The sequence below is a fragment of the Methylophaga thalassica genome (genome assembly GCF_030159795.1).
Classification (GTDB): domain Bacteria; phylum Pseudomonadota; class Gammaproteobacteria; order Nitrosococcales; family Methylophagaceae; genus Methylophaga; species Methylophaga thalassica.
Genome location: NZ_BSND01000003.1, coordinates 1 through 18,651, shown reverse-complemented (window position 1 = coordinate 18,651; position 18,651 = coordinate 1). Strand labels below are relative to the sequence as shown.

General features: G+C 43.1%; 19 protein-coding genes and 1 riboswitch. Of the genes, 10 read left to right on the top strand and 9 right to left on the bottom strand.

Features of this window, described 5'->3' with window-relative positions; genetic code table 11:
• Positions 1–59 precede the first annotated feature (59 nt).
• Genes cysN through QQL60_RS00105 form a run of 5 tightly spaced genes read right to left on the bottom strand, consistent with a single transcriptional unit; the run spans position 60 to position 4,133 of the window.
• A complete protein-coding gene (gene cysN, locus QQL60_RS00125; protein ID WP_284722045.1) occupies positions 60–1,505 on the bottom strand; it encodes a sulfate adenylyltransferase subunit CysN in 1,446 nt (481 codons plus the stop codon).
• Positions 1,506–2,408: a sulfate adenylyltransferase subunit CysD gene (gene cysD, locus QQL60_RS00120; protein WP_007146048.1), complete on the bottom strand. Its 903-nt coding sequence runs from the start codon at positions 2,406–2,408 to the stop codon at positions 1,506–1,508.
• An 11-nt stretch (positions 2,409–2,419) separates the two neighbouring features.
• On the bottom strand, positions 2,420–3,118 hold the full coding sequence (locus QQL60_RS00115; protein ID WP_007146049.1) for a phosphoadenylyl-sulfate reductase: 699 nt from the start codon (positions 3,116–3,118) through the stop codon (positions 2,420–2,422).
• Positions 3,115–3,345, bottom strand: a complete 231-nt coding sequence (locus tag QQL60_RS00110) for a sulfurtransferase TusA family protein (protein ID WP_007146050.1) — start codon at positions 3,343–3,345, stop codon at positions 3,115–3,117. Before QQL60_RS00110 ends, QQL60_RS00115 begins: the two co-directional genes overlap by 4 nt.
• The gene (locus QQL60_RS00105) at positions 3,333–4,133 is read right to left on the bottom strand and encodes a sulfite exporter TauE/SafE family protein (RefSeq protein ID WP_007146051.1); all 801 of its coding nucleotides are present in this window, start codon (positions 4,131–4,133) and stop codon (positions 3,333–3,335) included. The genes QQL60_RS00110 and QQL60_RS00105 overlap by 13 nt, the downstream gene beginning before the upstream one ends.
• Positions 4,134–4,237: 104 nt before the next feature.
• On the opposite strand from QQL60_RS00105, the gene cysB reads away from it, so the two are divergent.
• The 6 genes from cysB to QQL60_RS00075 all read left to right on the top strand — a co-directional run bounded on the left by cysB (position 4,238) and on the right by QQL60_RS00075 (position 9,550).
• Positions 4,238–5,158 (top strand): HTH-type transcriptional regulator CysB, encoded by a 921-nt coding sequence (cysB, locus tag QQL60_RS00100; protein ID WP_284450441.1) that lies wholly within the window; start codon positions 4,238–4,240, stop codon positions 5,156–5,158.
• A 45-nt stretch (positions 5,159–5,203) separates the two neighbouring features.
• Entirely contained in the window at positions 5,204–5,533 is a 330-nt protein-coding gene (locus QQL60_RS00095) for a hypothetical protein (RefSeq protein ID WP_007146053.1), read from the top strand.
• 88 nt (positions 5,534–5,621) lie between these two features.
• Positions 5,622–5,726: riboswitch (TPP riboswitch) on the top strand.
• A 66-nt stretch (positions 5,727–5,792) separates the two neighbouring features.
• Positions 5,793–7,952: a TonB-dependent receptor gene (locus QQL60_RS00090; protein WP_284722044.1), complete on the top strand. Its 2,160-nt coding sequence runs from the start codon at positions 5,793–5,795 to the stop codon at positions 7,950–7,952.
• Positions 7,953–8,005: 53 nt separating this feature from the next.
• Positions 8,006–8,263 (top strand): YkoF family thiamine/hydroxymethylpyrimidine-binding protein, encoded by a 258-nt coding sequence (locus QQL60_RS00085; RefSeq protein ID WP_007146056.1) that lies wholly within the window; start codon positions 8,006–8,008, stop codon positions 8,261–8,263.
• A 12-nt stretch (positions 8,264–8,275) separates the two neighbouring features.
• Positions 8,276–8,887: a nicotinamide riboside transporter PnuC gene (pnuC, locus tag QQL60_RS00080; RefSeq protein WP_007146057.1), complete on the top strand. Its 612-nt coding sequence runs from the start codon at positions 8,276–8,278 to the stop codon at positions 8,885–8,887.
• Positions 8,888–9,550 (top strand): HAD family hydrolase, encoded by a 663-nt coding sequence (locus QQL60_RS00075; protein WP_007146058.1) that lies wholly within the window; start codon positions 8,888–8,890, stop codon positions 9,548–9,550.
• Here the strand turns inward: QQL60_RS00075 and QQL60_RS00070 are convergent.
• From QQL60_RS00070 to mtnA, 3 genes are read right to left on the bottom strand one after another with little or no spacing between them, the layout of a single operon-like run.
• Positions 9,539–10,426, bottom strand: a complete 888-nt coding sequence (locus tag QQL60_RS00070; RefSeq protein WP_007146059.1) for a hypothetical protein — start codon at positions 10,424–10,426, stop codon at positions 9,539–9,541. The two genes, QQL60_RS00075 and QQL60_RS00070, sit on opposite strands and share 12 nt — an antisense overlap.
• 14 nt (positions 10,427–10,440) lie before the next feature.
• Positions 10,441–11,115, bottom strand: a complete 675-nt coding sequence (locus QQL60_RS00065) for an SDR family oxidoreductase (RefSeq protein ID WP_273182743.1) — start codon at positions 11,113–11,115, stop codon at positions 10,441–10,443.
• Positions 11,112–12,170, bottom strand: a complete 1,059-nt coding sequence (gene mtnA, locus QQL60_RS00060; protein ID WP_284722043.1) for an S-methyl-5-thioribose-1-phosphate isomerase — start codon at positions 12,168–12,170, stop codon at positions 11,112–11,114. Before mtnA ends, QQL60_RS00065 begins: the two co-directional genes overlap by 4 nt.
• A 102-nt stretch (positions 12,171–12,272) precedes the next feature.
• Between mtnA and QQL60_RS00055 the strand changes: the two genes are divergently transcribed.
• From QQL60_RS00055 to hpnC, 4 genes are read left to right on the top strand one after another with little or no spacing between them, the layout of a single operon-like run.
• Positions 12,273–13,595, top strand: a complete 1,323-nt coding sequence (locus QQL60_RS00055) for a TRZ/ATZ family hydrolase (protein ID WP_284722042.1) — start codon at positions 12,273–12,275, stop codon at positions 13,593–13,595.
• Positions 13,592–14,299 carry a bifunctional 2-polyprenyl-6-hydroxyphenol methylase/3-demethylubiquinol 3-O-methyltransferase UbiG gene (gene ubiG, locus QQL60_RS00050; protein WP_284722041.1) on the top strand — a complete coding sequence of 236 codons (708 nt, stop codon included), beginning with the start codon at positions 13,592–13,594 and terminating at the stop codon, positions 14,297–14,299. The genes QQL60_RS00055 and ubiG overlap by 4 nt, the downstream gene beginning before the upstream one ends.
• Position 14,300: 1 nt before the next feature.
• Positions 14,301–14,954 carry an HAD family hydrolase gene (locus QQL60_RS00045; protein WP_284722040.1) on the top strand — a complete coding sequence of 218 codons (654 nt, stop codon included), beginning with the start codon at positions 14,301–14,303 and terminating at the stop codon, positions 14,952–14,954.
• 10 nt (positions 14,955–14,964) lie between these two features.
• A complete protein-coding gene (gene hpnC / locus QQL60_RS00040; RefSeq protein ID WP_284722039.1) occupies positions 14,965–15,843 on the top strand; it encodes a squalene synthase HpnC in 879 nt (292 codons plus the stop codon).
• Between the two features lie 8 nt (positions 15,844–15,851).
• Here hpnC and QQL60_RS00035 read toward each other — a convergent pair whose 3' ends face one another.
• Positions 15,852–18,194 (bottom strand): fatty acid cis/trans isomerase, encoded by a 2,343-nt coding sequence (locus QQL60_RS00035; RefSeq protein WP_284722038.1) that lies wholly within the window; start codon positions 18,192–18,194, stop codon positions 15,852–15,854.
• Positions 18,195–18,651: the final 457 nt, after the last annotated feature.

Sequence of the window (18,651 nt, the reverse complement as noted above, 5' to 3'; positions counted from 1 at the left end):
ATAAAGCCAGTCAGCAAACACTGACTGGCTTTATTCTGCGATAAGATTTTATCGTGCTTTTATTTGAGAAGTTGATTCAAATCTTTGGCATCCCAGTGAGGGAAATGTTTACGAATCAGTGCATTCAACTCTAATTCAAAAGCAGAAAACTCACCTGCAGCCACGACTTCATGACTACCTGAAACGGCATCCGTAATCATACCGGCACCAATGGTCACATTCGTCAGACGATCAATAATGATGAAGGCACCAGTAGTACGATTGCGTTTATATGAATCAAACACAACCGGTTTATTCAGTGAAAATTCACACAAACCAATTTCATTTAGTTTGAGTTCGCTGACTTTATTATGCTCCAGCGTATTCACATCAATTTGATAGTCAATCCCAGTTAAGGAACCACCCGCATCACTGACACCAACTTTAATACTGTACTGCTTGTTTGACACTAATGGTTGCTCGGTCATCCACACAACCATTGCTTTAAACTGGCTTGATACATGTGGTTGATGATGATTACTATGAACAAGCATATCGCCGCGGCTGACATCAATTTCATTTTCTAATGTGACAGTAATGGCTTCACCCGGCACAGCATGATCCAAGTCGCCATCGTAAGTGACAAGCGCTTTTACTTTACTTTCTTTACCTGACGGCAACACTGTCACTTCATCACCTGGCTTCAAAATACCCGATGCCAGAGTGCCACAATAACCACGGAAGTTCAGGTTTGGACGATTCACAAACTGCACAGGGAAACGCATATCATCGAAGTTGGGATCTTTATCAACATCAACCGTTTCCAGAATCTCCATCAAGGTTTGTCCTTGATACCAGTCCATCTTTTCACTGCGGTTAACGACGTTATCACCCACCAACGCAGACATCGGCACAAAGTGAATATCTTCCAGTTCTAACTCACGTGAGAACTCAGTGTAGTCGTGACGGATGTTATCAAACACTTCCTGACTATAATCCATCAAATCCATTTTATTGATGGCAACAACCACGTGTTTAATGCCTAACAATGAGGCAATAAAACTATGTCTGCGCGTCTGTGTTTGAACCCCATAACGTGCATCAATCAGGATAACCGCTAACTGACAGCTGGATGCCCCTGTTGCCATATTACGCGTGTACTGCTCATGCCCCGGTGTGTCGGCGATGATGAATTTACGTTTGGTGGTAGAAAAATAACGGTAAGCAACGTCAATGGTAATGCCTTGCTCACGCTCCGCCTGTAAACCATCTACCAATAAAGCTAAATCCACCTGTTCACCCGTAGTACCAGACTTGGCACTATCACGTGTGACGGCTTCCAGTTGATCTTCATAGATCATCTTCGAGTCATGTAGAAGACGGCCAATCAGGGTACTTTTACCATCATCCACATTACCGCATGTTAAGAAACGCAACATTTCTTTATTTTCATGCTGCTTCAGATACGCTTCAATATCTGTGGCAATCAGGCTATCTGATTGATATGAACTTGATTCAGTAGTCATCTAGAAATAACCCTCTTGTTTTTTCTTCTCCATAGAACCCGCTTGGTCATGGTCAATCGCACGCCCCTGACGCTCAGATGTCGTGGTTAGCAACATTTCCTGAATAATTTCAGGCAAGGTGTCTGCTGATGATTTCACCGCGCCCGTTAACGGATAACAACCTAAAGTACGGAAACGTACTTTCTCCATGCGTGGCTCCTGCCCTTCAGGAATACGCATACGATCATCATCGACCATGATGGTCAGACCGTTGTAGTCAACAACCGGACGTTCAGCAGCATAATAAAGCGGCACAATTGGAATTTGTTCTAGATAAATGTATTGCCAGATATCCAGCTCAGTCCAGTTTGACAGAGGGAAAACACGAATGCTTTCACCTTTATTCACTTTACTGTTATAGATATTCCACAGTTCTGGTCGTTGCGCTTTGGGATCCCAACGATGGTTCTTATCACGGAATGAATAAACACGCTCTTTAGCACGTGACTTTTCTTCATCACGGCGAGCCCCACCAAATGCCGCATCAAAACCGTATTTATCCAGCGCTTGTTTTAAGGCATCAGTTTTCATGATGTCGGTATAACGAGGATGATCGAATGGATTAATGCCCGCCGCACGCCCTTCTTCGTTGGTGTGAACCAACAGTTCCAAACCCAGTTCTTTTGCCCGGTCATCACGGAACTTGATCATTTCCTTAAATTTCCATGTGGTATCGATATGCATCAATGGAAATGGGGGTTTACCCGGCGCGAAAGCTTTCATCGCTAAGTGCAACATGACGGCTGAGTCTTTACCAATTGAATACAGCATTACTGGATTCTCAAACTCAGCAGCCACCTCACGCATTATATGGATGCTTTCTGCTTCCAACTGCTTTAAGTGTGTTAATTGTTTTTCAGTCATTATCTTTCTCGTTAGTTAGATTTGACATGCAAGCCGCATTCTTTATTTTCTGGATCTTCCCACCACCAGCGTCCGGCACGAATATCTTCGCCCATGGTGATAGCTCGCGTACAAGGCGCACAGCCAATACTGGCGTAACCTTCATCGTGTAATTTGTTATAAGGCACATCATTAGCTCTTAAATAAGCCCATACATTGCCATTTGACCAGTCCGTTAAAGGACTGAATTTCTGTAAGCCGTGATCATCATCCCACTCAGACACGGGTAACTCAGCACGAGTGACCGACTGTGAACGGCGCATGCCGGTAATCCAGGCTTTTTTGCCAGATAAAGCACGATTCAACGGCACTACTTTTCTGATACCACAGCATTGTTTTCTTAATTCAACACTGTCGTAAAATGCATTTGGTCCGTTATTGGTGACAAATAATTCAACATCGGCGGTGTTGGGGAAAAACACGTCGACTTTTTTATCGTAGTGTTTATTCAACGTTTGCATCAGCTCATACGTCTCTTTTGGCAAACGCCCAGTATCAAGAGTGAAAATGTCGATGCCCGGTGCATGTTTGCAGATTAAATCCATCAGCACCATATCTTCCGCACCAAAGCTGGTTGCCAGCGTGGCAGGGAGATAATTCTGTTCAATATCTTTTAACACTGCGATGACAGCATCAATTTTGGCGGCTAGAGCCGGTTTTATTTCATTCATTGTTTTCTTCTCACACGAATTGTTGTGGTTAATCCCTCTGTTGAGGTGATCTCACACTGCTGCCCATCCTGGGTTAAGCTGTTGAATACTTCATCCACGGCATCACCAGTATTCACCAGTAGATCTATTGACTGTTCTAATGCCAGTTTCTGCAAGGCTTCTCTGGCTTTGATATAGTGCATCGGGCAGCCAAACAGGGTTAAATCGACTTGCTTTATATCAGACATTTTATCCCCACCAATACAAGTATGACGGCCAGCAATGGACGCATAATGTGATCCGAAATACGAACCCCTAGATGCGTACCAATAAAAATGCCTGGTAATGATCCAGCTAATAAATACACTAATAAGGACCAGTCTACCGTGCCCACGGCAGAATGCCCGAGACCTGCTACAAATGTCAGTGGCACTGCATGAGCAATATCCGTCGCCACAATTTCCACCCCTTTCAGGCGTGGATACAAAAACAACAAAATCACTGCACCAAGCGCCCCGGCTCCCACCGATGAGAGCGTGACCATTACACCAAGCAGTGCCCCAGTTATGACCGTAATCATGGCCTTATTTAATTCATTTTCGCGAATATCATAAAGCGCACTCACCACAGGATGACTTTCCTGTGAACGCAATAATCTGCCTAAAGGCGCTTTGAGTAATAATGCGCTAGAGGTCAAAATCAACGCTACCCCGAGCGCTTTTGTAATAATTTCATTGTGGTTGCCATCATGCATTCCTGTTGCATTCATAAACCACAACGTTGCCAGTGTTGCTGGAATACTGCCCGCAGCCAGACGCCATACGATATGCCATTTGACTACGCCATGACGCCAGTAAGACCAGATACCACCTGCTTTGGTGATCGCTGCGAATAACAAATCCGTACCAACAGCAATAGCTGGTTGCACATGAAAAATAAAAATGAGTATGGGTGTCATTAAAGACCCGCCTCCCACACCGGTCATGCCGACCATAATGCCGACAAATAGTCCAGCAAGAAGAAAGCCCCATTCCATTTGTTTTACGCCTTATGTATTACGAAAATGCTGACAAGTTTACCAAAGCGTAATATTCTATCAATGAATATTATTGACTATCTTTATAACTAAATCATATATAGATGAAGCTTCAGCAATTAAAATATGTCCGTGAAATAGCCAGAAGGGATCTGAGTATCTCTGCTGCAGCAAATGCATTACACGCCTCACAACCCGGCGTCAGTAATCAGGTGCAGTTACTGGAAGATGAGCTTGGATTACAGATATTCGAACGACACGGTAAACGATTAACCGGCATTACCCCGATTGGTCAGTCTGTCATAGAGATGGCTGAGAGAGTCTTGCAGGATGTCGACAATATTCGTCAGTTAGTAGCGGATAGTAAAACCGAACAATCCGGTACTTTATCAATTGGTACAACACACACCCAGGCCCGTTATGCCTTACCTAGTGCCATTAAAAAATTCTCCGAACACTACCCGAATATTCATTTAAATATGGTGCAAGGCACGCCGACCGAAGTCGGCGAAATGGCAGCGACAGGCAAAATCGATTTGGCCATTGCAACAGAGGGGCTTGCTCAATTCGAATCATTGGCTATTCTGCCTTGTTATGAATGGAATCGTTGTGTTGTTGTTCCGCCTGAACACCCGTTATTGTCGGTGAAAAAGTTATGTCTGGAAGATATCGCGCAATATGAAATTCTGACCTATGTGATGGGCTTTACTGGCCGCGCCAAACAAGATCAGGCCTTTATTGAAAAAGGCTTGCATCCTAACGTTATTTTTACGGCGACTGATGCCGACGTCATCAAAACCTACGTTGAATTAGAAATGGGGATTGGGATTATCGCCAGCATGGCATTTGATCCTGACAAAGATGCGCCTCTTCAGGCACTGGATGCCAGGCACTTATTTCCACCCAGTGTTACCCACATGGGTATTCGTAAAGGCAGTTATCTTCGAAGTTATATGTATGCCTTTATCGAGTTTTTTGCGGCTCATCTTGATAAAAAGACTGTTGAAAAAGCCATCAGTCTTTAAATCTGCCAAGATAATCTGTTTAGTTCACTTTCACTGGGATCATCAATGAACACATCACCTTCCTATACCAAAATAAGACAGCTAATAAAGCAGCTTGAAAACATTATCTCTGAGGAACATCACTATTTACTGTCTGAACTCAATACTGAAATTGAGCAATTAGTGACTGTTTTACCCGATACATTATTATCGGGGGAATACCTCGCTAAACCTGAATTAGATGGTTCATCGGGGTGTTATCGTCGCGGTCAGGAATCAGTATTTTATTGCCCCCGTTGTTATGAAACACAACAAGATTTAATCGCCACGCAACGTATCAATAGCCGTCTACGTGTATGCCCTCAGTGCATAGCCAGTATCAAACCCGCCAAATAAATACCGTAACAAGCTTTTCGCTAGAAAAAAGAGTGTAATTACAATAGAATAATTACCATTCACAGGATGTGACTGCATAAATATAAGGAATGATGCCTCGGGGTGGCGAAAGCCTGAGATGCTCGTTTAAAGAGCGGACCCGATGAACCTGATCCAGTTAATACTGGCGTAGGGACAGGCTGAAATAGATCTTCATCTACACCGCGTTGGTGTCTCTCGATTTATTCCCCTGTCCTTTTTGATTCAAAAAAGGATAACCATGAAAGTAAAAACACTTGCCATAGCTGTTTCAACGGCTATGTCATCGCCAGTGGCCTTGGCGGAAGTCACCCCAGCTGACTTACCATCGATGATCGTCAGTGCAGACTTTCGTCCTAACGATGCGCATGACACCCCGATTAGTTTAACGACGATCGATCAAGACACCATCGAATCTCGTGGCGCTCAACATATTGAGGACGTTCTTAACCTCGCTCCTAATGTCAATGTCTCCAGCGGTGCGTCACGAGGCCAGTATTTTCAGATTCGCGGTATTGGTGAACGAAGTGAGTTCCAAGCACCACTCAACCCTTCGGTAGGTATGTATATCGATGGCATCGACTTTAGCCGAAGTGGTGGTGCTGCAACTCTATTTGATATTGAGTCAGTCGAGATTTTGCGTGGTCCTCAAGGCACACGTTATGGTGCAAACGGAATGGCGGGCACCATCAACTTGAAAAGTACTGAACCGACAAATGATCTTGCTATGAAGTTTGAATCAACTTTAGCCACTTATAATACTCATGCTGAAGGTATCGCTGTTGGTGGTCCATTAATTGATAATACTTTGCTTGGTCGTTTTTCTGTTCACAGCTATAAGTCTGATGGCTACATGGATAACGACTTTTTAGGTAGAGATAATACTCAAAACCGTGATGAAATCACTGCCAGAGGCCACCTAAAATGGCTTGCCACTGATGACCTGACTATCGATCTTAACGTATTGCATCTCAATATTGACAATGGTTACGATGCATTCACACTTGATAACAGTCGCAACACTTTTTCAGACCAGCCAGGTAAGGATGCTCAAAATACTAATGCCTTTGCTTTAAAAGCAGATTACCATGCTAATGACAAAGTTCAATTACAATCCAGCCTCAGTTATTCAAAATCCAATCTTGAATATAGTTACGATGATGACTGGTCTTATAAATCACAATTTCCAGTTGATGCCACCTGTGTAGACTCCGATGACTCTAACGATGCATTCACCTGTCCTTATAGTGGTTTCGATCAATATAAGCGTAAACGTGAAAACACCGCTTTAGAATTCCGTGCATTATCAAATGAGAATGGACGTGTTTTTGCTGATACGACGGATTGGACAGTTGGACTATATATTTCAGAACAACGTCAGAACTTGGATCGTACTTATTATTCAAATGCTATTAATAGTGATGCTGTAACAGGATTTGTCACAAAAAATGCCTATAAAACACTAAACACCGCTGTATATGGTCAATTGGATACCGCTCTGACAGAAGATCTCAAACTAATTAGCGGGTTACGCGCTGAGTATTGGGATGCAGACTATAAAGATTCTGCAGGACTTAAAGATGATCCAAACGACTGGATGTTTGGTGGAAAGCTAGGTCTTGAATATCATCTTAATGAGGATCACATGGCCTTCACGACTTTATCTCGAGGTTACAAAGCTGGAGGTATAAACGTCGAACCTAGAATCAGCGATGATCTACGTTCTTTTGATACTGAGTCGTTATGGAACCTTGAAGCTGGTTTAAAATCTTTTTGGCTTGATGGAGACCTTATCACTTCTATTACAGCCTTCTATACACGTAGAAGCGATGCCCAAATAAAAAGCTCGATTCGAGTACCAAAGACATCGGGCAGTGGTACCGACTTTGTTGATTATTTTGTGAATGCTGACAGAGTTAGAAACATTGGTCTCGAAGCAGAGTTAAACTGGTCCATTAACGAAAAATATCGTGTGATTGCTTCTCTAGGGCTATTGGATGCAAAACTTGAAGATTATGAAAATCCCAGGTTATTAGAAGAAGGCACTAAACTAAGCGGTCGAAGAATTGCTCACGCACCTGCCTACCAATTTAATCTGGGTGGTGAGTATTACTTTGCTCCAGGTTGGACTTTTAAAGCGGACATGGAAGGTAAAGACGAGTTTTACTACTCAAACAGCCACAATGCAAAATCCCACTCTTATGTTCTATACAATGCCAGTGTCGAATACAAAAAGGATCAATGGAAAGTCACCTTATGGGGACGTAACTTATTCGATAAAGACTACTACACTCGTGGCTTTTACTTTGGTATCGACCCATCAAAATCATATGCTGAAGAAACCTACACTCAATATGGTGATCCAAGAGTTGTTGGTCTAACGCTTAGCTACGACTACTAATCAGACTAGAGGGCTTATCTAAGCCCTCTTTTTATTTTTTTAAGGAATCATATATGCGCGTTTCTGTTGATATCAGTCTCTACCCACTCACCGAACAATTTGTTGAACCTATTCTGGCATTTATTAAAAAGCTGGAAGACAATCCAAAGCTGAATATTTCACGGAATAATCTGAGCACACAAATCTTTGGTGAATACCGTGATGTGATGGATGCCATGGATACCGAGATTGAAGCCGTTTTTGAGCAACTACCACACAGTGTATTTGTCCTGAAAATGATCGGTAACGATCGTTACCACATTGAAGATTAGGCGAAAAGACTCATGATAGATGCCATGATAAATGGCCTGCTGGCGTTATCCGGCTGGGAGGTATTTGCTGCCTTGCTGGGCATGGCTTATGTCATTCTGGCGGCTCGGGAATCGCAATGGTGTTGGCCCATGGCGTTTATCAGTACGTTGATCTATACCGTGTTATTTTGGGAAGGTCAGCTGCCTATGCAAGCTTTGCTAAATTTTTATTATATGGGCATGGCGGTATATGGCTTCGTTTTGTGGCGGCGACATCAGCAAAATAATGATGAGCTGGTAATTCACAACTGGTCATTTAATGCCAACTTACTATTTATTGTATCAGGCACCATCATCAGCTTGCTGCTGGCTTATTATCTGGACAAGAATGAAGCCTCACAACGTCCCTACCTTGATGCCAGCATTACCATCTTTTCTGTAATGAATACCTGGTTGATGGCCAGAAAAGTGCTGCAAAACTGGTTTTATTGGATCATTATTGATGCGGCATCCGTCGTGTTGTATTTCCAAACGGGTTACTATGCCACCGTGGTGTTATTCTCAATCTACACCGTGCTGGCAATGATAGGTTTTGCCAACTGGATCAAGCTATACCATAAACAGCCGATACCTCGGACTCACTAAATGCAAGCTGTTATTTTTGATATGGATGGGCTGCTGATTGACTCAGAACCTTTCTGGAAACAAGCTGAAAAACGTGTATTTTCTGCACTTGGTATTGAAATCACCGATGCGCTATCGGCTAAAACCATGGGCATGACTACGCGTGAAGCAACCGAATTCTGGCTGCATCATGCAGGCCTGTCACTCAGTCAGGACGCGATGGAACAGGTCGAAAATGATGTCATCGATGAAGTTGCCTTATTAACCGCCACGCAAGGCCAGCCACTGCCGGGTGTTCATTACCTGTTGGAACAACTCAAACAACACAAGCTGAAAATTGGTCTAGCGACTAATGCTCCGGCCCGTCTTGTTCCTGTGGTACTGGAAAGACTAGATATCACAGCATTATTCGATAGTTATGTCGCCGATGATCACGTGGAACAAGGCAAACCCCATCCTGCTATCTACCAACTGGCTCTGGAACGCATTAACGCCCAAGCCAACCACACCATCGCTTTTGAAGATTCTGTCACCGGTATGACGGCCGCTATTGGTGCCGGTATCCGCACTGTTGTTGTTCCGTCAAAAGCCAATTATCACTTACCACACTATGATGTTGCCGCCTTAAAGCTGGAGAGTCTAAATGGCCTTGCGATCCAAGAGCTGCGTGATTTATTTAAATAAGATGGGCTGCTCAAGCCAGTTTCGCAAATCGGTTTCACCAAGAATATTCATCAAAAACAAAAGTAAACGGTAGCTTAAGCGACAGTTCGTAAGATCAGGGATGGGCTGATATTGTGAATAGGCTTCGACAAAATGTTTCGCTTGCTGAGGGCTCAGCAGATATTCAAGTATTACCCACTCAACTTCACGGGGTGCTCTGACAAAGGCATCCAAATCCACCACGGCTAATTGATGATTTTCACACTGGCGCAGTTGGTCCCAGCGAAAATCCGGCATGATCGGCACAAACTGTTGAGCTGATAGTCTTCGACATTGTTCATAGCTGAGTTTTAACGTATCAGCAGGGATCGAGATATCACTGCGGCCAGATAAAAACTGAATCGTCTTCTCCAGTCGTACAGGCCAATCATTCGCATTGAATACGGGGTTATCGAGACCACCCCATTGAGATGATATTTGTTGATGCAGTTTGCCCCAGTGATGAGCAAGCTGTGTCACCACAGTGTTATCGACTTTTTCTGCCGTCAGATCTATGCCTTCCAGGTAACGCACCAATACATACTGCCCTGCCTGTTCAGCCACCACATCGGGTACGCTAAAACCGCCCTCTCGTTGTAGAAATTGACTGATGATTTGGGTACGAGCTAAAGACTGTGGAAAGTCGAGTTGAAACAGATGATTCATCCCCAACCAAAACGTTGAGTCTTGCACTCGCGATTGGTGACAGACTTTTAAGATCATCATGCCATCAGCGGTATCACACTGCCAAAGCTGGTGCGTGCTATCAGGAAATTGTGCATCCAAGGCTAATGCCGGTGCACGTAACACCGGCAATGTCGCCTGCTGCTCAACAGTTAATTCAGGATACGAATACATCTAACGTTGCTGTATTACCAAGGTAATTTTTCACCATTGGTATGCCAGAAAGTGCCACTGGTTTCGAGTGTTAACTCTTCCATACGTTGGATGAGACCTGCTGCTGATTCATCTGGATCAATCAATCCACCATGTCCGGTCATATCCGTTCTTACCCAACCTGGATGCAGGATGGCGACAGCAATGCCTTTGGGTTTGAGATCAATTGATAATGATTTCCCGGCGGCATTCACCGCTGATTTCGACATTCGATACGCATAACTACCACCCGAGTCATTATCATCAATCGAGCCCATGCGGCTGGTAATAATACCAACTTTACTACCCTGTCCCAGATGATTTAATAAAGCCTGAGTGGTCAGTAATGGTCCAAGGCTATTAACACGATACATTCTGACAAAATCATCGATCGCATTATCATCAATTTGCCCAAGACCAATGCCACCGGCAATACCCGCATTATTGATTAGCCAGTCAATTTTTCTGTTCCCTAATGAATCAGCCAGTTTTGCTAAGCTTTTAGGCTCACTGACTTCCACATCTTCAATAATTTCGACATTCAGGGACGTTAATTCAGATGAGGCTTTGCGGCAGGTTGCAATAACATGCATGCCTTTTGCGGCAAGCTGACGACAGAGTTCTAAACCAATTCCCCGGTTACTTCCAGTCACTAATGCTGTTTGTGTCATTTTTCCTCCTCACTTTTTAGTTGCTTCATATTTTCTTTTGAAGGCGACCTTACCACGCCTGACTCTGTCACAATGGCATCGATTAATTCTGCCGGTGTGACATCAAACGCCGGATTCGATACATGAACCTCTGCGGGTGCAATAGCACGTCCATCTATTTCTGAGACTTCTGAACCCGTGCGTTGTTCAATCGGAATTTGACTCCCATTATCAATTGACCAATCAATTGTTGTGGTGGGTGCCACCACCATCACTTTCACCCCATGATATTTTGCTAATACGGCTAATGAGTAAGTACCAATTTTATTGGCTGTATCACCATTTGAGGCAATTCTGTCAGCGCCAACAATGACCCAGTCTAATTGACCACTCGCCATCAACGCACCAGCGGCGACATCGGCGTGTAAGGTCATAGGAATCCCTTCCTGCATAAGCTCCCATGCTGTCAGTCTGCTACCTTGCAACCATGGACGGGTTTCATCCACGTAAACATGCTCAATTTTTCCATCGATAAAACCTTGCCGAATAACGCCCAGGGCCGTGCCAAAACCAGCAGTGGCAAGCGCACCAGCATTACAATGTGTCAGCACAATACTGTCATTATCCAGCAAGTCAGCACCATATTGCCCCATGGTTCTATTGGCTTTGACGTCTTCTTGATGTATCTGCTGAGCAAATGTTAACAAGGCGGGTTCTGGTGACTCATATTTAGACAATGATGCAGAGGCTGTCTTCATACGATCAATCGCCCACGACAGATTCACTGCGGTAGGACGTGATGCAGCTAATCTTTTGAGTGGTGGATTGATTGCCTCCTGCCAGTTTTCTCCAGCACTAAACCAAGCTTCTCTTGCTGCCAACACCACACCGTAAGCAGCAGTCACACCAATAGCTGGGGCACCACGGACCACCATCGTTTTAATGGCTTCAGCGACGGCATCGGAATCATGAAATTCCAACCAATTTTCTTTATGTGGTAAAACACGTTGGTCCAATAAATGAAGTCGTTCATCACGCCATAAAATTGGCTCAATAGTCTGCAATAGTTTGGTCAAAACAAGCTCCTGTGATGCTTGATGAATTTTAGTTGTGATTGGTTTGTCATGATAATTGATTAGAATAGGTTTTCATTCAGCTCAACGGTATAATCAAACCCTATGGAAAATGTCGATCTGATAATTAACGCACGCTGGTTAGTCCCCGTCACTGAAGACCAGACCGTGTTAGAAAACCACGCCATCATTATCAAGGATGCACGTATTTTAGCGCTTCTGCCACAGCAACAGGCAAAACAGCTTTACTCTGCAAATGCTACACATGATCTGAATGAGCATTGTTTAATACCTGGTTTAATCAATAACCATGCCCATACCCCCATGTCGCTGTTTAGGGGACTGGCTGATGACTTACCTTTAATGACTTGGCTGAATGATCATATCTGGCCCGCAGAAAAAGCCTTTGTTAGCGATCCGTTTGTGGAAACGGGCAGTGCACTGGCCATTGCAGAGATGATTCGGGGTGGCACTACCTATTTCAACGATATGTATTTTTTTCCGGAAGCCACGGCCAGAGTTGTTGATACATCAGGACTTCGAGCCAGTCTAGGTATTGTTGTTATTGAGTTTCCGACAAACTGGGCTAGCTCAGTAGAAGAATATTTACATAAAGGCCATCAATTACACGATCACTATCGTCATCACCCACGGATTAATACGATTTATTCACCGCATGCCCCATACACTGTCGCAGACAAAACACTGGAGCAAATCATTACCAATGCTGAAGAAATGGATATGCCGATCAGTATGCATATTCACGAAACAGCAGATGAAATATCACAGAGCATTGCAGAGTTTGGGGTTAGGCCGCTTGAGCGTTTGAAACAAATCGGCCTGCTCTCGCCCCGACTACTCGGTGTGCATATGACACAACTTAATGACCAAGAAATCACATGGTGCGCCGAAGCGGGTGTTCACATCGCTCATTGTCCTGAGTCTAATTTAAAACTGGCCAGTGGCTTTTGCCCCGTTGCTGAACTGCAAAAAAATAATGTGAATGTCACGATTGGCACCGATGGCGCTGCCTCAAATAATGATCTGGATATGTTTGCAGAAATGCGTCAAACAGCTTTACTCGCAAAAGCAGTAGCCAAAGATGCTGCCGCGGTGCCTGCTCATAATGCGCTAGAAATGGCGACTATCAATGCGGCAAGATCATTAGGACTAGACCAGGAAATAGGATCACTCGAAGTGGGAAAACAAGCTGATATCGTTGCGGTGAAGTTATCGGATATCGAAACACAGCCTGTTTTTGATGTTGTATCTCAGTTGGTCTATGCCGCCAGTCGGGATAAAGTCACCGATGTTTGGGTCGCCGGTAAACAGCTACTCAATTCCCGTCAACTAACGACATTAAACGAATCAAAAATTATCCAAGATGCTCAGCAATGGGCAATAAAAATAGGATCACTCGGTCAATGAGCCAAAAACAAGCAAACGTCGACTTAAATGAAGTAGCAAAATTTGATGCCTTAGCATCCAGTTGGTGGGATCTGGAAGGTCAATCGAAACCGTTACATGATCTTAATCCAATTCGCTTGGCTTATATCGCAGAGCGAACATCATTAAAAGATGCCAACGTCATTGATGTTGGTTGTGGTGGAGGCATTCTTTCAGAAGCGCTGGCAAAAAGTGGGGCCCATGTCACTGGTATTGATATGGGAGAGATGCCACTTAATATTGCCAAGCTTCATGCGTTGGAAGAAGGTTTGACAATCAATTATCAACATATCACCGCAGAAGAAATGGCAGCGCAAAATAAAGAACAATATGATGCCGTTACCTGCCTCGAAATGTTAGAACATGTGCCGGATCCAGCATCCATCATCAGTGCCTGTGCAGGTTTAGTTAAACCGGGTGGTGATGTGTTCTTTTCCACATTAAACCGTCATCCCAAAGCCTATCTTCTGGCTGTGCTTGGCGCTGAATATATTATGAAAATGCTACCAAAAGGCACCCATGACTATAAACGCTTTATTCGTCCAGCTGAGTTATCTGCCTGGTGTCGCCAAGCAGGACTGAAAGTCAAAGATGTGACAGGAATGAATTACAATCCTTTGACGCGTCAATTTAGTCTTGGAAACGACGTCAAGGTCAACTACCTCATCCACTGCAAAAAAATCTGATATGGCAAAATACGATGCTGTTTTTTTTGATCTGGATGGCACCCTTGTTGATACCGCACCAGACTTAGCTTACGCACTTAATCAGGTTTTGCTTGACTACGATAAATCACCGCTAGCTCTTGAAACAATTCGCCCTGTGGCCAGCGATGGTAGTCCGGGATTAATCAAACTCGCTTTTGGGATCTCAGCTGAAGATCCTGAATATACGTCGATACAAACACGATTTATTGAACTCTATCGTCACCACATCAACCGGGAATCCAGACTCTTTGACGGCATGGAAAATGTTCTACAAACAATAGAAAAAACAGGCTTGAAATGGGGAGTGATTACTAACAAACCTGCATTTCTGACCGATCCTTTAATGCAGGCATTAAAGCTGAGTCAGCGAGCGAGTTGTATCGTGAGTGGAGATACCACGGCCAATAGCAAACCTCATCCAGATCCGATGTTATTTGCATGTAACGCCTCTGCCGTAAAGCCAGAAAACTGCTTATACATCGGCGATGCCCAACGCGATATCGAGGCTGGGAATATTGTGAATATGGATACGCTCATCGCTCATTACGGTTATTTAAAAAGTACTGACCAACCTGAAACGTGGCAGGCTAAAGCCACGATTTATAAGCCTGAAGAAATCCTCAACTGGATTTAACTATTGCGTTATGACAACGAATAAAAATCTGGCTGCTGCTTATGATTTCTGCTTAAAACTTGCAAAGTCGCACTACGAAAACTTTCCTGTCGCCTCAGTTTTACTTCCTAAAAGGTTAAGAAAACCGATTGCTGTTATCTATGCCTTTGCTCGCACTGCCGATGATTATGCTGATGAAGGTCAGCTCACCGAAGCAGAACGAATAACCAAGCTACAAAACTATCGTTCGCATCTCACTGAGATAAGTGATGGTTCATACACAGGTGATGACCCGATCTTTATTGCTCTTGATGATGTGATCACACACTTTCAGTTACCCATCTATTTATTTGATGATTTGTTATCGGCTTTTATGCAGGACGTTGTCAAAAACCGCTATCAGACAATGGAAGAAGTTCTGCATTACTGTCAACGTTCTGCTAATCCTGTAGGTCGTTTATTACTACACTTAAATGGTGAGCCAACACAACAACAGTTAGTAGAGTCTGACGCCATCTGCACATCGTTACAATTGATTAACTTTTATCAGGATATCCTGCAAGACAAACAGGAAAACAACCGCATTTATATCCCCCAACACATGCTTACAGAGGCTGGACTGAATGAGGATGACATTACCCTGGCAAATAGCCGGAAATTAGCACCTCTGCTTCGTCATTTATTTCAACAAACGATGGATCTGATGAATGAAGGCCTGGAACTCGGTAATGGTATTAAGGGACGCTTAGGCTGGGAAATCAGAGCGATGACATTGGGTGGACTGGAAACATTAAACAAATTATCGGCACAAGATGATGAGAACATATTGAGCCGACCAAGATTAACGCGCAGAACACAGTTAAAAATTTTATTGTTCAGTCTCTCAAAAACGCACTTAAAACGTAGCTAAAATCAGGTTTAAAGATTCTCATAGCGGTTTGCATCGAATACCCCCGCATCAATCGGATTTTGTTCACGTTGCCATTGAGTGAAATCATGAAAAACTTGCCAGAACTGCGGATGTGTTCTGCGGACACCCCACTTCAGTACTAGGGTATCAAATTCTTCTTCAGACGTTGCTTTCATCAAGGCTTTCTCGAACTGTTCCAGTTCCTCAGCATTAATATCAAAGATAAAGTTAGGATAACTTCCGGCAATTCCCGGATAAACCGTTAAACTGTCTTTTTCAGGTTTATAGCGAAGTGACTCACCAAACAGAAAAGCCACATTACTGTGATAACGATTGCGTATTAGGGAATAAACTGTTCTTTCATCACCATGCTTCACCCGTATAAATGTTAACTCAGGCAAGAACTGTAGCCCTGACTGTTCCTTAAATGTAGCTTCCGTTATACGACTTAACCGTGAATCAGCTTGTTGTACCCAGTCAGTCTGTGTCTTCCTGAAACATTGCTGATTTTGACAACGATTAATCGCATCGTTTGCAGCAGCGTTAACCTGAGTAAATTGCTTTAATAATCGATTGGCCAGCTCATTTTTGGTATCCTCAGACGAGAATTTTTCAGCAGTTCTACTATCAACATCAAGCGGTGCATAGGTGAAGTAAGTTTTGACTACGCCCATACCTTGATACCAATCCTCCAACACTGACTTTCGCTTGTCTTTAGGTAATAATCGAAGAAAATTATGCTCGGCACCATTACGGATTAAATCAAAATATAACCGCGTTTGAAGTTGATGAGCTACATTGCCAAATAAATCAAAATTAACCACTAACTCATAATATGTTCGCTCAAATAATGGAAAATCCATCCACCAAATCGTTTGAGGAACCTGTCCCACCATACCTTTAACAACACTGGCATTATCGAAGTGCCTGAACACGGTCAGAAACGCATTAGTATTACTGCCATCGCCGTCCCAGATAGCATTAGTCAAAGTCCAGTTTATCGGTGCATCTCGATAATGTTGATCTCTTAAAGATAAATAAGCATTGCGTTTATCTTTATATTTATCCCAATTCTCTTTTGCCTCTGTCAGGTTGTCGTCCTGTCCAGGCAAACCTAGAAGTGGCTCTACTTTTTTCCTATAGCTAGGATCAGTGATGAAAAGATCATTGGCTGGATCCTGATACATCACCCAAAACTGATCACGGATCACATCTGTTGCGATTTGACCGCGACAAACAGGGCCTCTAATAAACGTTCGTGTGAAATATTCGGCATGTTCCAGCAAGAACCGATATCTGGCTTCAGCCGGTATAGCAGAATACGTTAAAAAGGGATTAGCTCTATCTTCATAATCATAACCAGGCATAGTATTTATTTGCCATGGCTCTGAGAAGAAGAGTTGCTCTATATGTTTTTTTAGCTTCTCATCAAACAAAAATGTTATGTGACGTTTATGAACAGTAATCCCTTTTACTAATCTTAATCTGTAATAAATTGGCTGTCCTGGATCAGAATTTGGAAGACGGGTTTTTACAATTGAAATTGGCTTACCTGTCGGTGTATAGGATCTAACAAGTTCAAAGAAATGGGTATTTTGACCTTGGTTCTCAAAGTACAGATGAGCTAGAAAAAGGTGCTCAAAAAGCCACCTGGAAACTAGCCTACGCGGATTAGATGTTTGATTAAGGTATGTTTCCCATTTTTTTATTGCTGATAATTCTTTTTGGCTTAGCTTAACCTCATTTATATTGACTTTAGCGCCCTGATATAACCAACCACTGATTGTCGAAAATTCCTCATCTGTAAGTCCGGAGACGGCAAATGGCATCCCTGTTAGAGGATGTTTCTCTTCATATTCAGTAATCGTATCGACGGTTGGACATTGGTTATCTCGGCGAATACTAATATCAAGATCATCCGGTAACTTACTATTGTCTTTAAATTGATGAGTTTTTCCCAGAGCTAACATTCTATATAACAAGCTAGCTTGTGCATCATGCCCGGTAATAATCGAATGAAAACCTGCTTCTTGCCATTCTTCTTGCGAATGAGCATCTATAAATAAGCGTGTCGGTGTAATAGGCTCCTTCCTTGTCCCATCATAAGCATTTAATTTGGTGGCACCACGCAGGAATCCCTCTGTAGATTCCATTTTTAACTGGCATGGCGCATCAAAGCAGCCGTGACAAGCAACACATTTTTCTTCAATAATCGGTTTTATCTCAGAAGCGTAATCAACATCTATTGTACGTGGAAGTGGTAAATTATTATTGAGCTCAAGCTCTTGAGTGTCATCTAAACAGGCCGTCACTAAGCAGGCGATAAAAAGGTAAATAAGTGTTTTGTACATTAATCGCCTTGCGAAATTCTAATATTTTAAAGCTCATATTTTACTTCAAATTAGTGACAGGCTGGTTAACCTAAGTGAAGAATTCAGGCTATCGCCAATACCCAAGTAACAACTATTATCACTAACTTTCTATATACCCCCGTTGATAAACATCCAGCAGAAATTCTCAAGCGAACCAACATTTGTAATGATCAAAGAACTTTGTCTATTGATGAGCGCTTTCTTTGTATTAACTTCATTAACATTTACCAGGATATGCTGTATGCCGTCCATGCAGAGCGATTGGCAGTGACTTCGTTCAAAGTAGGTCATATATCTAGATTACAGACAATAAAAAAGGTCACCATTATTTAGGATGAGCTTTTCTATTATCCAAAAGCCTGTCGGTGATCTACTTTATTGCTTATATCCCTGTAAGCGCCCCTTCAGTTTCACTTCACTCATTCAAAATGCTTAT

Bases quoted from the DNA above. Each gene is read 5' to 3' on its own strand.
- cysB (WP_284450441.1), top strand. From the start codon at position 4,238: ATGAAGCTTCAGCAATTAAAATATGTCCGTGAAATAGCCAGAAGGGAT.
- QQL60_RS00110 (WP_007146050.1), bottom strand. From the start codon at position 3,345: ATGTCTGATATAAAGCAAGTCGATTTAACCCTGTTTGGCTGCCCGATG.
- QQL60_RS00065 (WP_273182743.1), bottom strand. From the start codon at position 11,115: ATGACACAAACAGCATTAGTGACTGGAAGTAACCGGGGAATTGGTTTA.
- cysN (WP_284722045.1), bottom strand. From the start codon at position 1,505: ATGACTACTGAATCAAGTTCATATCAATCAGATAGCCTGATTGCCACA.
- QQL60_RS00095 (WP_007146053.1), top strand. From the start codon at position 5,204: ATGAACACATCACCTTCCTATACCAAAATAAGACAGCTAATAAAGCAG.
- QQL60_RS00115 (WP_007146049.1), bottom strand. From the start codon at position 3,118: ATGAATGAAATAAAACCGGCTCTAGCCGCCAAAATTGATGCTGTCATC.
- hpnC (WP_284722039.1), top strand. From the start codon at position 14,965: ATGACAACGAATAAAAATCTGGCTGCTGCTTATGATTTCTGCTTAAAA.
- QQL60_RS00035 (WP_284722038.1), bottom strand. From the start codon at position 18,194: ATGTACAAAACACTTATTTACCTTTTTATCGCCTGCTTAGTGACGGCC.
- QQL60_RS00070 (WP_007146059.1), bottom strand. From the start codon at position 10,426: ATGTATTCGTATCCTGAATTAACTGTTGAGCAGCAGGCGACATTGCCG.
- QQL60_RS00085 (WP_007146056.1), top strand. From the start codon at position 8,006: ATGCGCGTTTCTGTTGATATCAGTCTCTACCCACTCACCGAACAATTT.
- QQL60_RS00090 (WP_284722044.1), top strand. From the start codon at position 5,793: ATGAAAGTAAAAACACTTGCCATAGCTGTTTCAACGGCTATGTCATCG.
- QQL60_RS00045 (WP_284722040.1), top strand. From the start codon at position 14,301: ATGGCAAAATACGATGCTGTTTTTTTTGATCTGGATGGCACCCTTGTT.
- cysD (WP_007146048.1), bottom strand. From the start codon at position 2,408: ATGACTGAAAAACAATTAACACACTTAAAGCAGTTGGAAGCAGAAAGC.
- pnuC (WP_007146057.1), top strand. From the start codon at position 8,276: ATGATAGATGCCATGATAAATGGCCTGCTGGCGTTATCCGGCTGGGAG.
- QQL60_RS00105 (WP_007146051.1), bottom strand. From the start codon at position 4,133: ATGGAATGGGGCTTTCTTCTTGCTGGACTATTTGTCGGCATTATGGTC.
- ubiG (WP_284722041.1), top strand. From the start codon at position 13,592: ATGAGCCAAAAACAAGCAAACGTCGACTTAAATGAAGTAGCAAAATTT.
- QQL60_RS00075 (WP_007146058.1), top strand. From the start codon at position 8,888: ATGCAAGCTGTTATTTTTGATATGGATGGGCTGCTGATTGACTCAGAA.
- QQL60_RS00055 (WP_284722042.1), top strand. From the start codon at position 12,273: ATGGAAAATGTCGATCTGATAATTAACGCACGCTGGTTAGTCCCCGTC.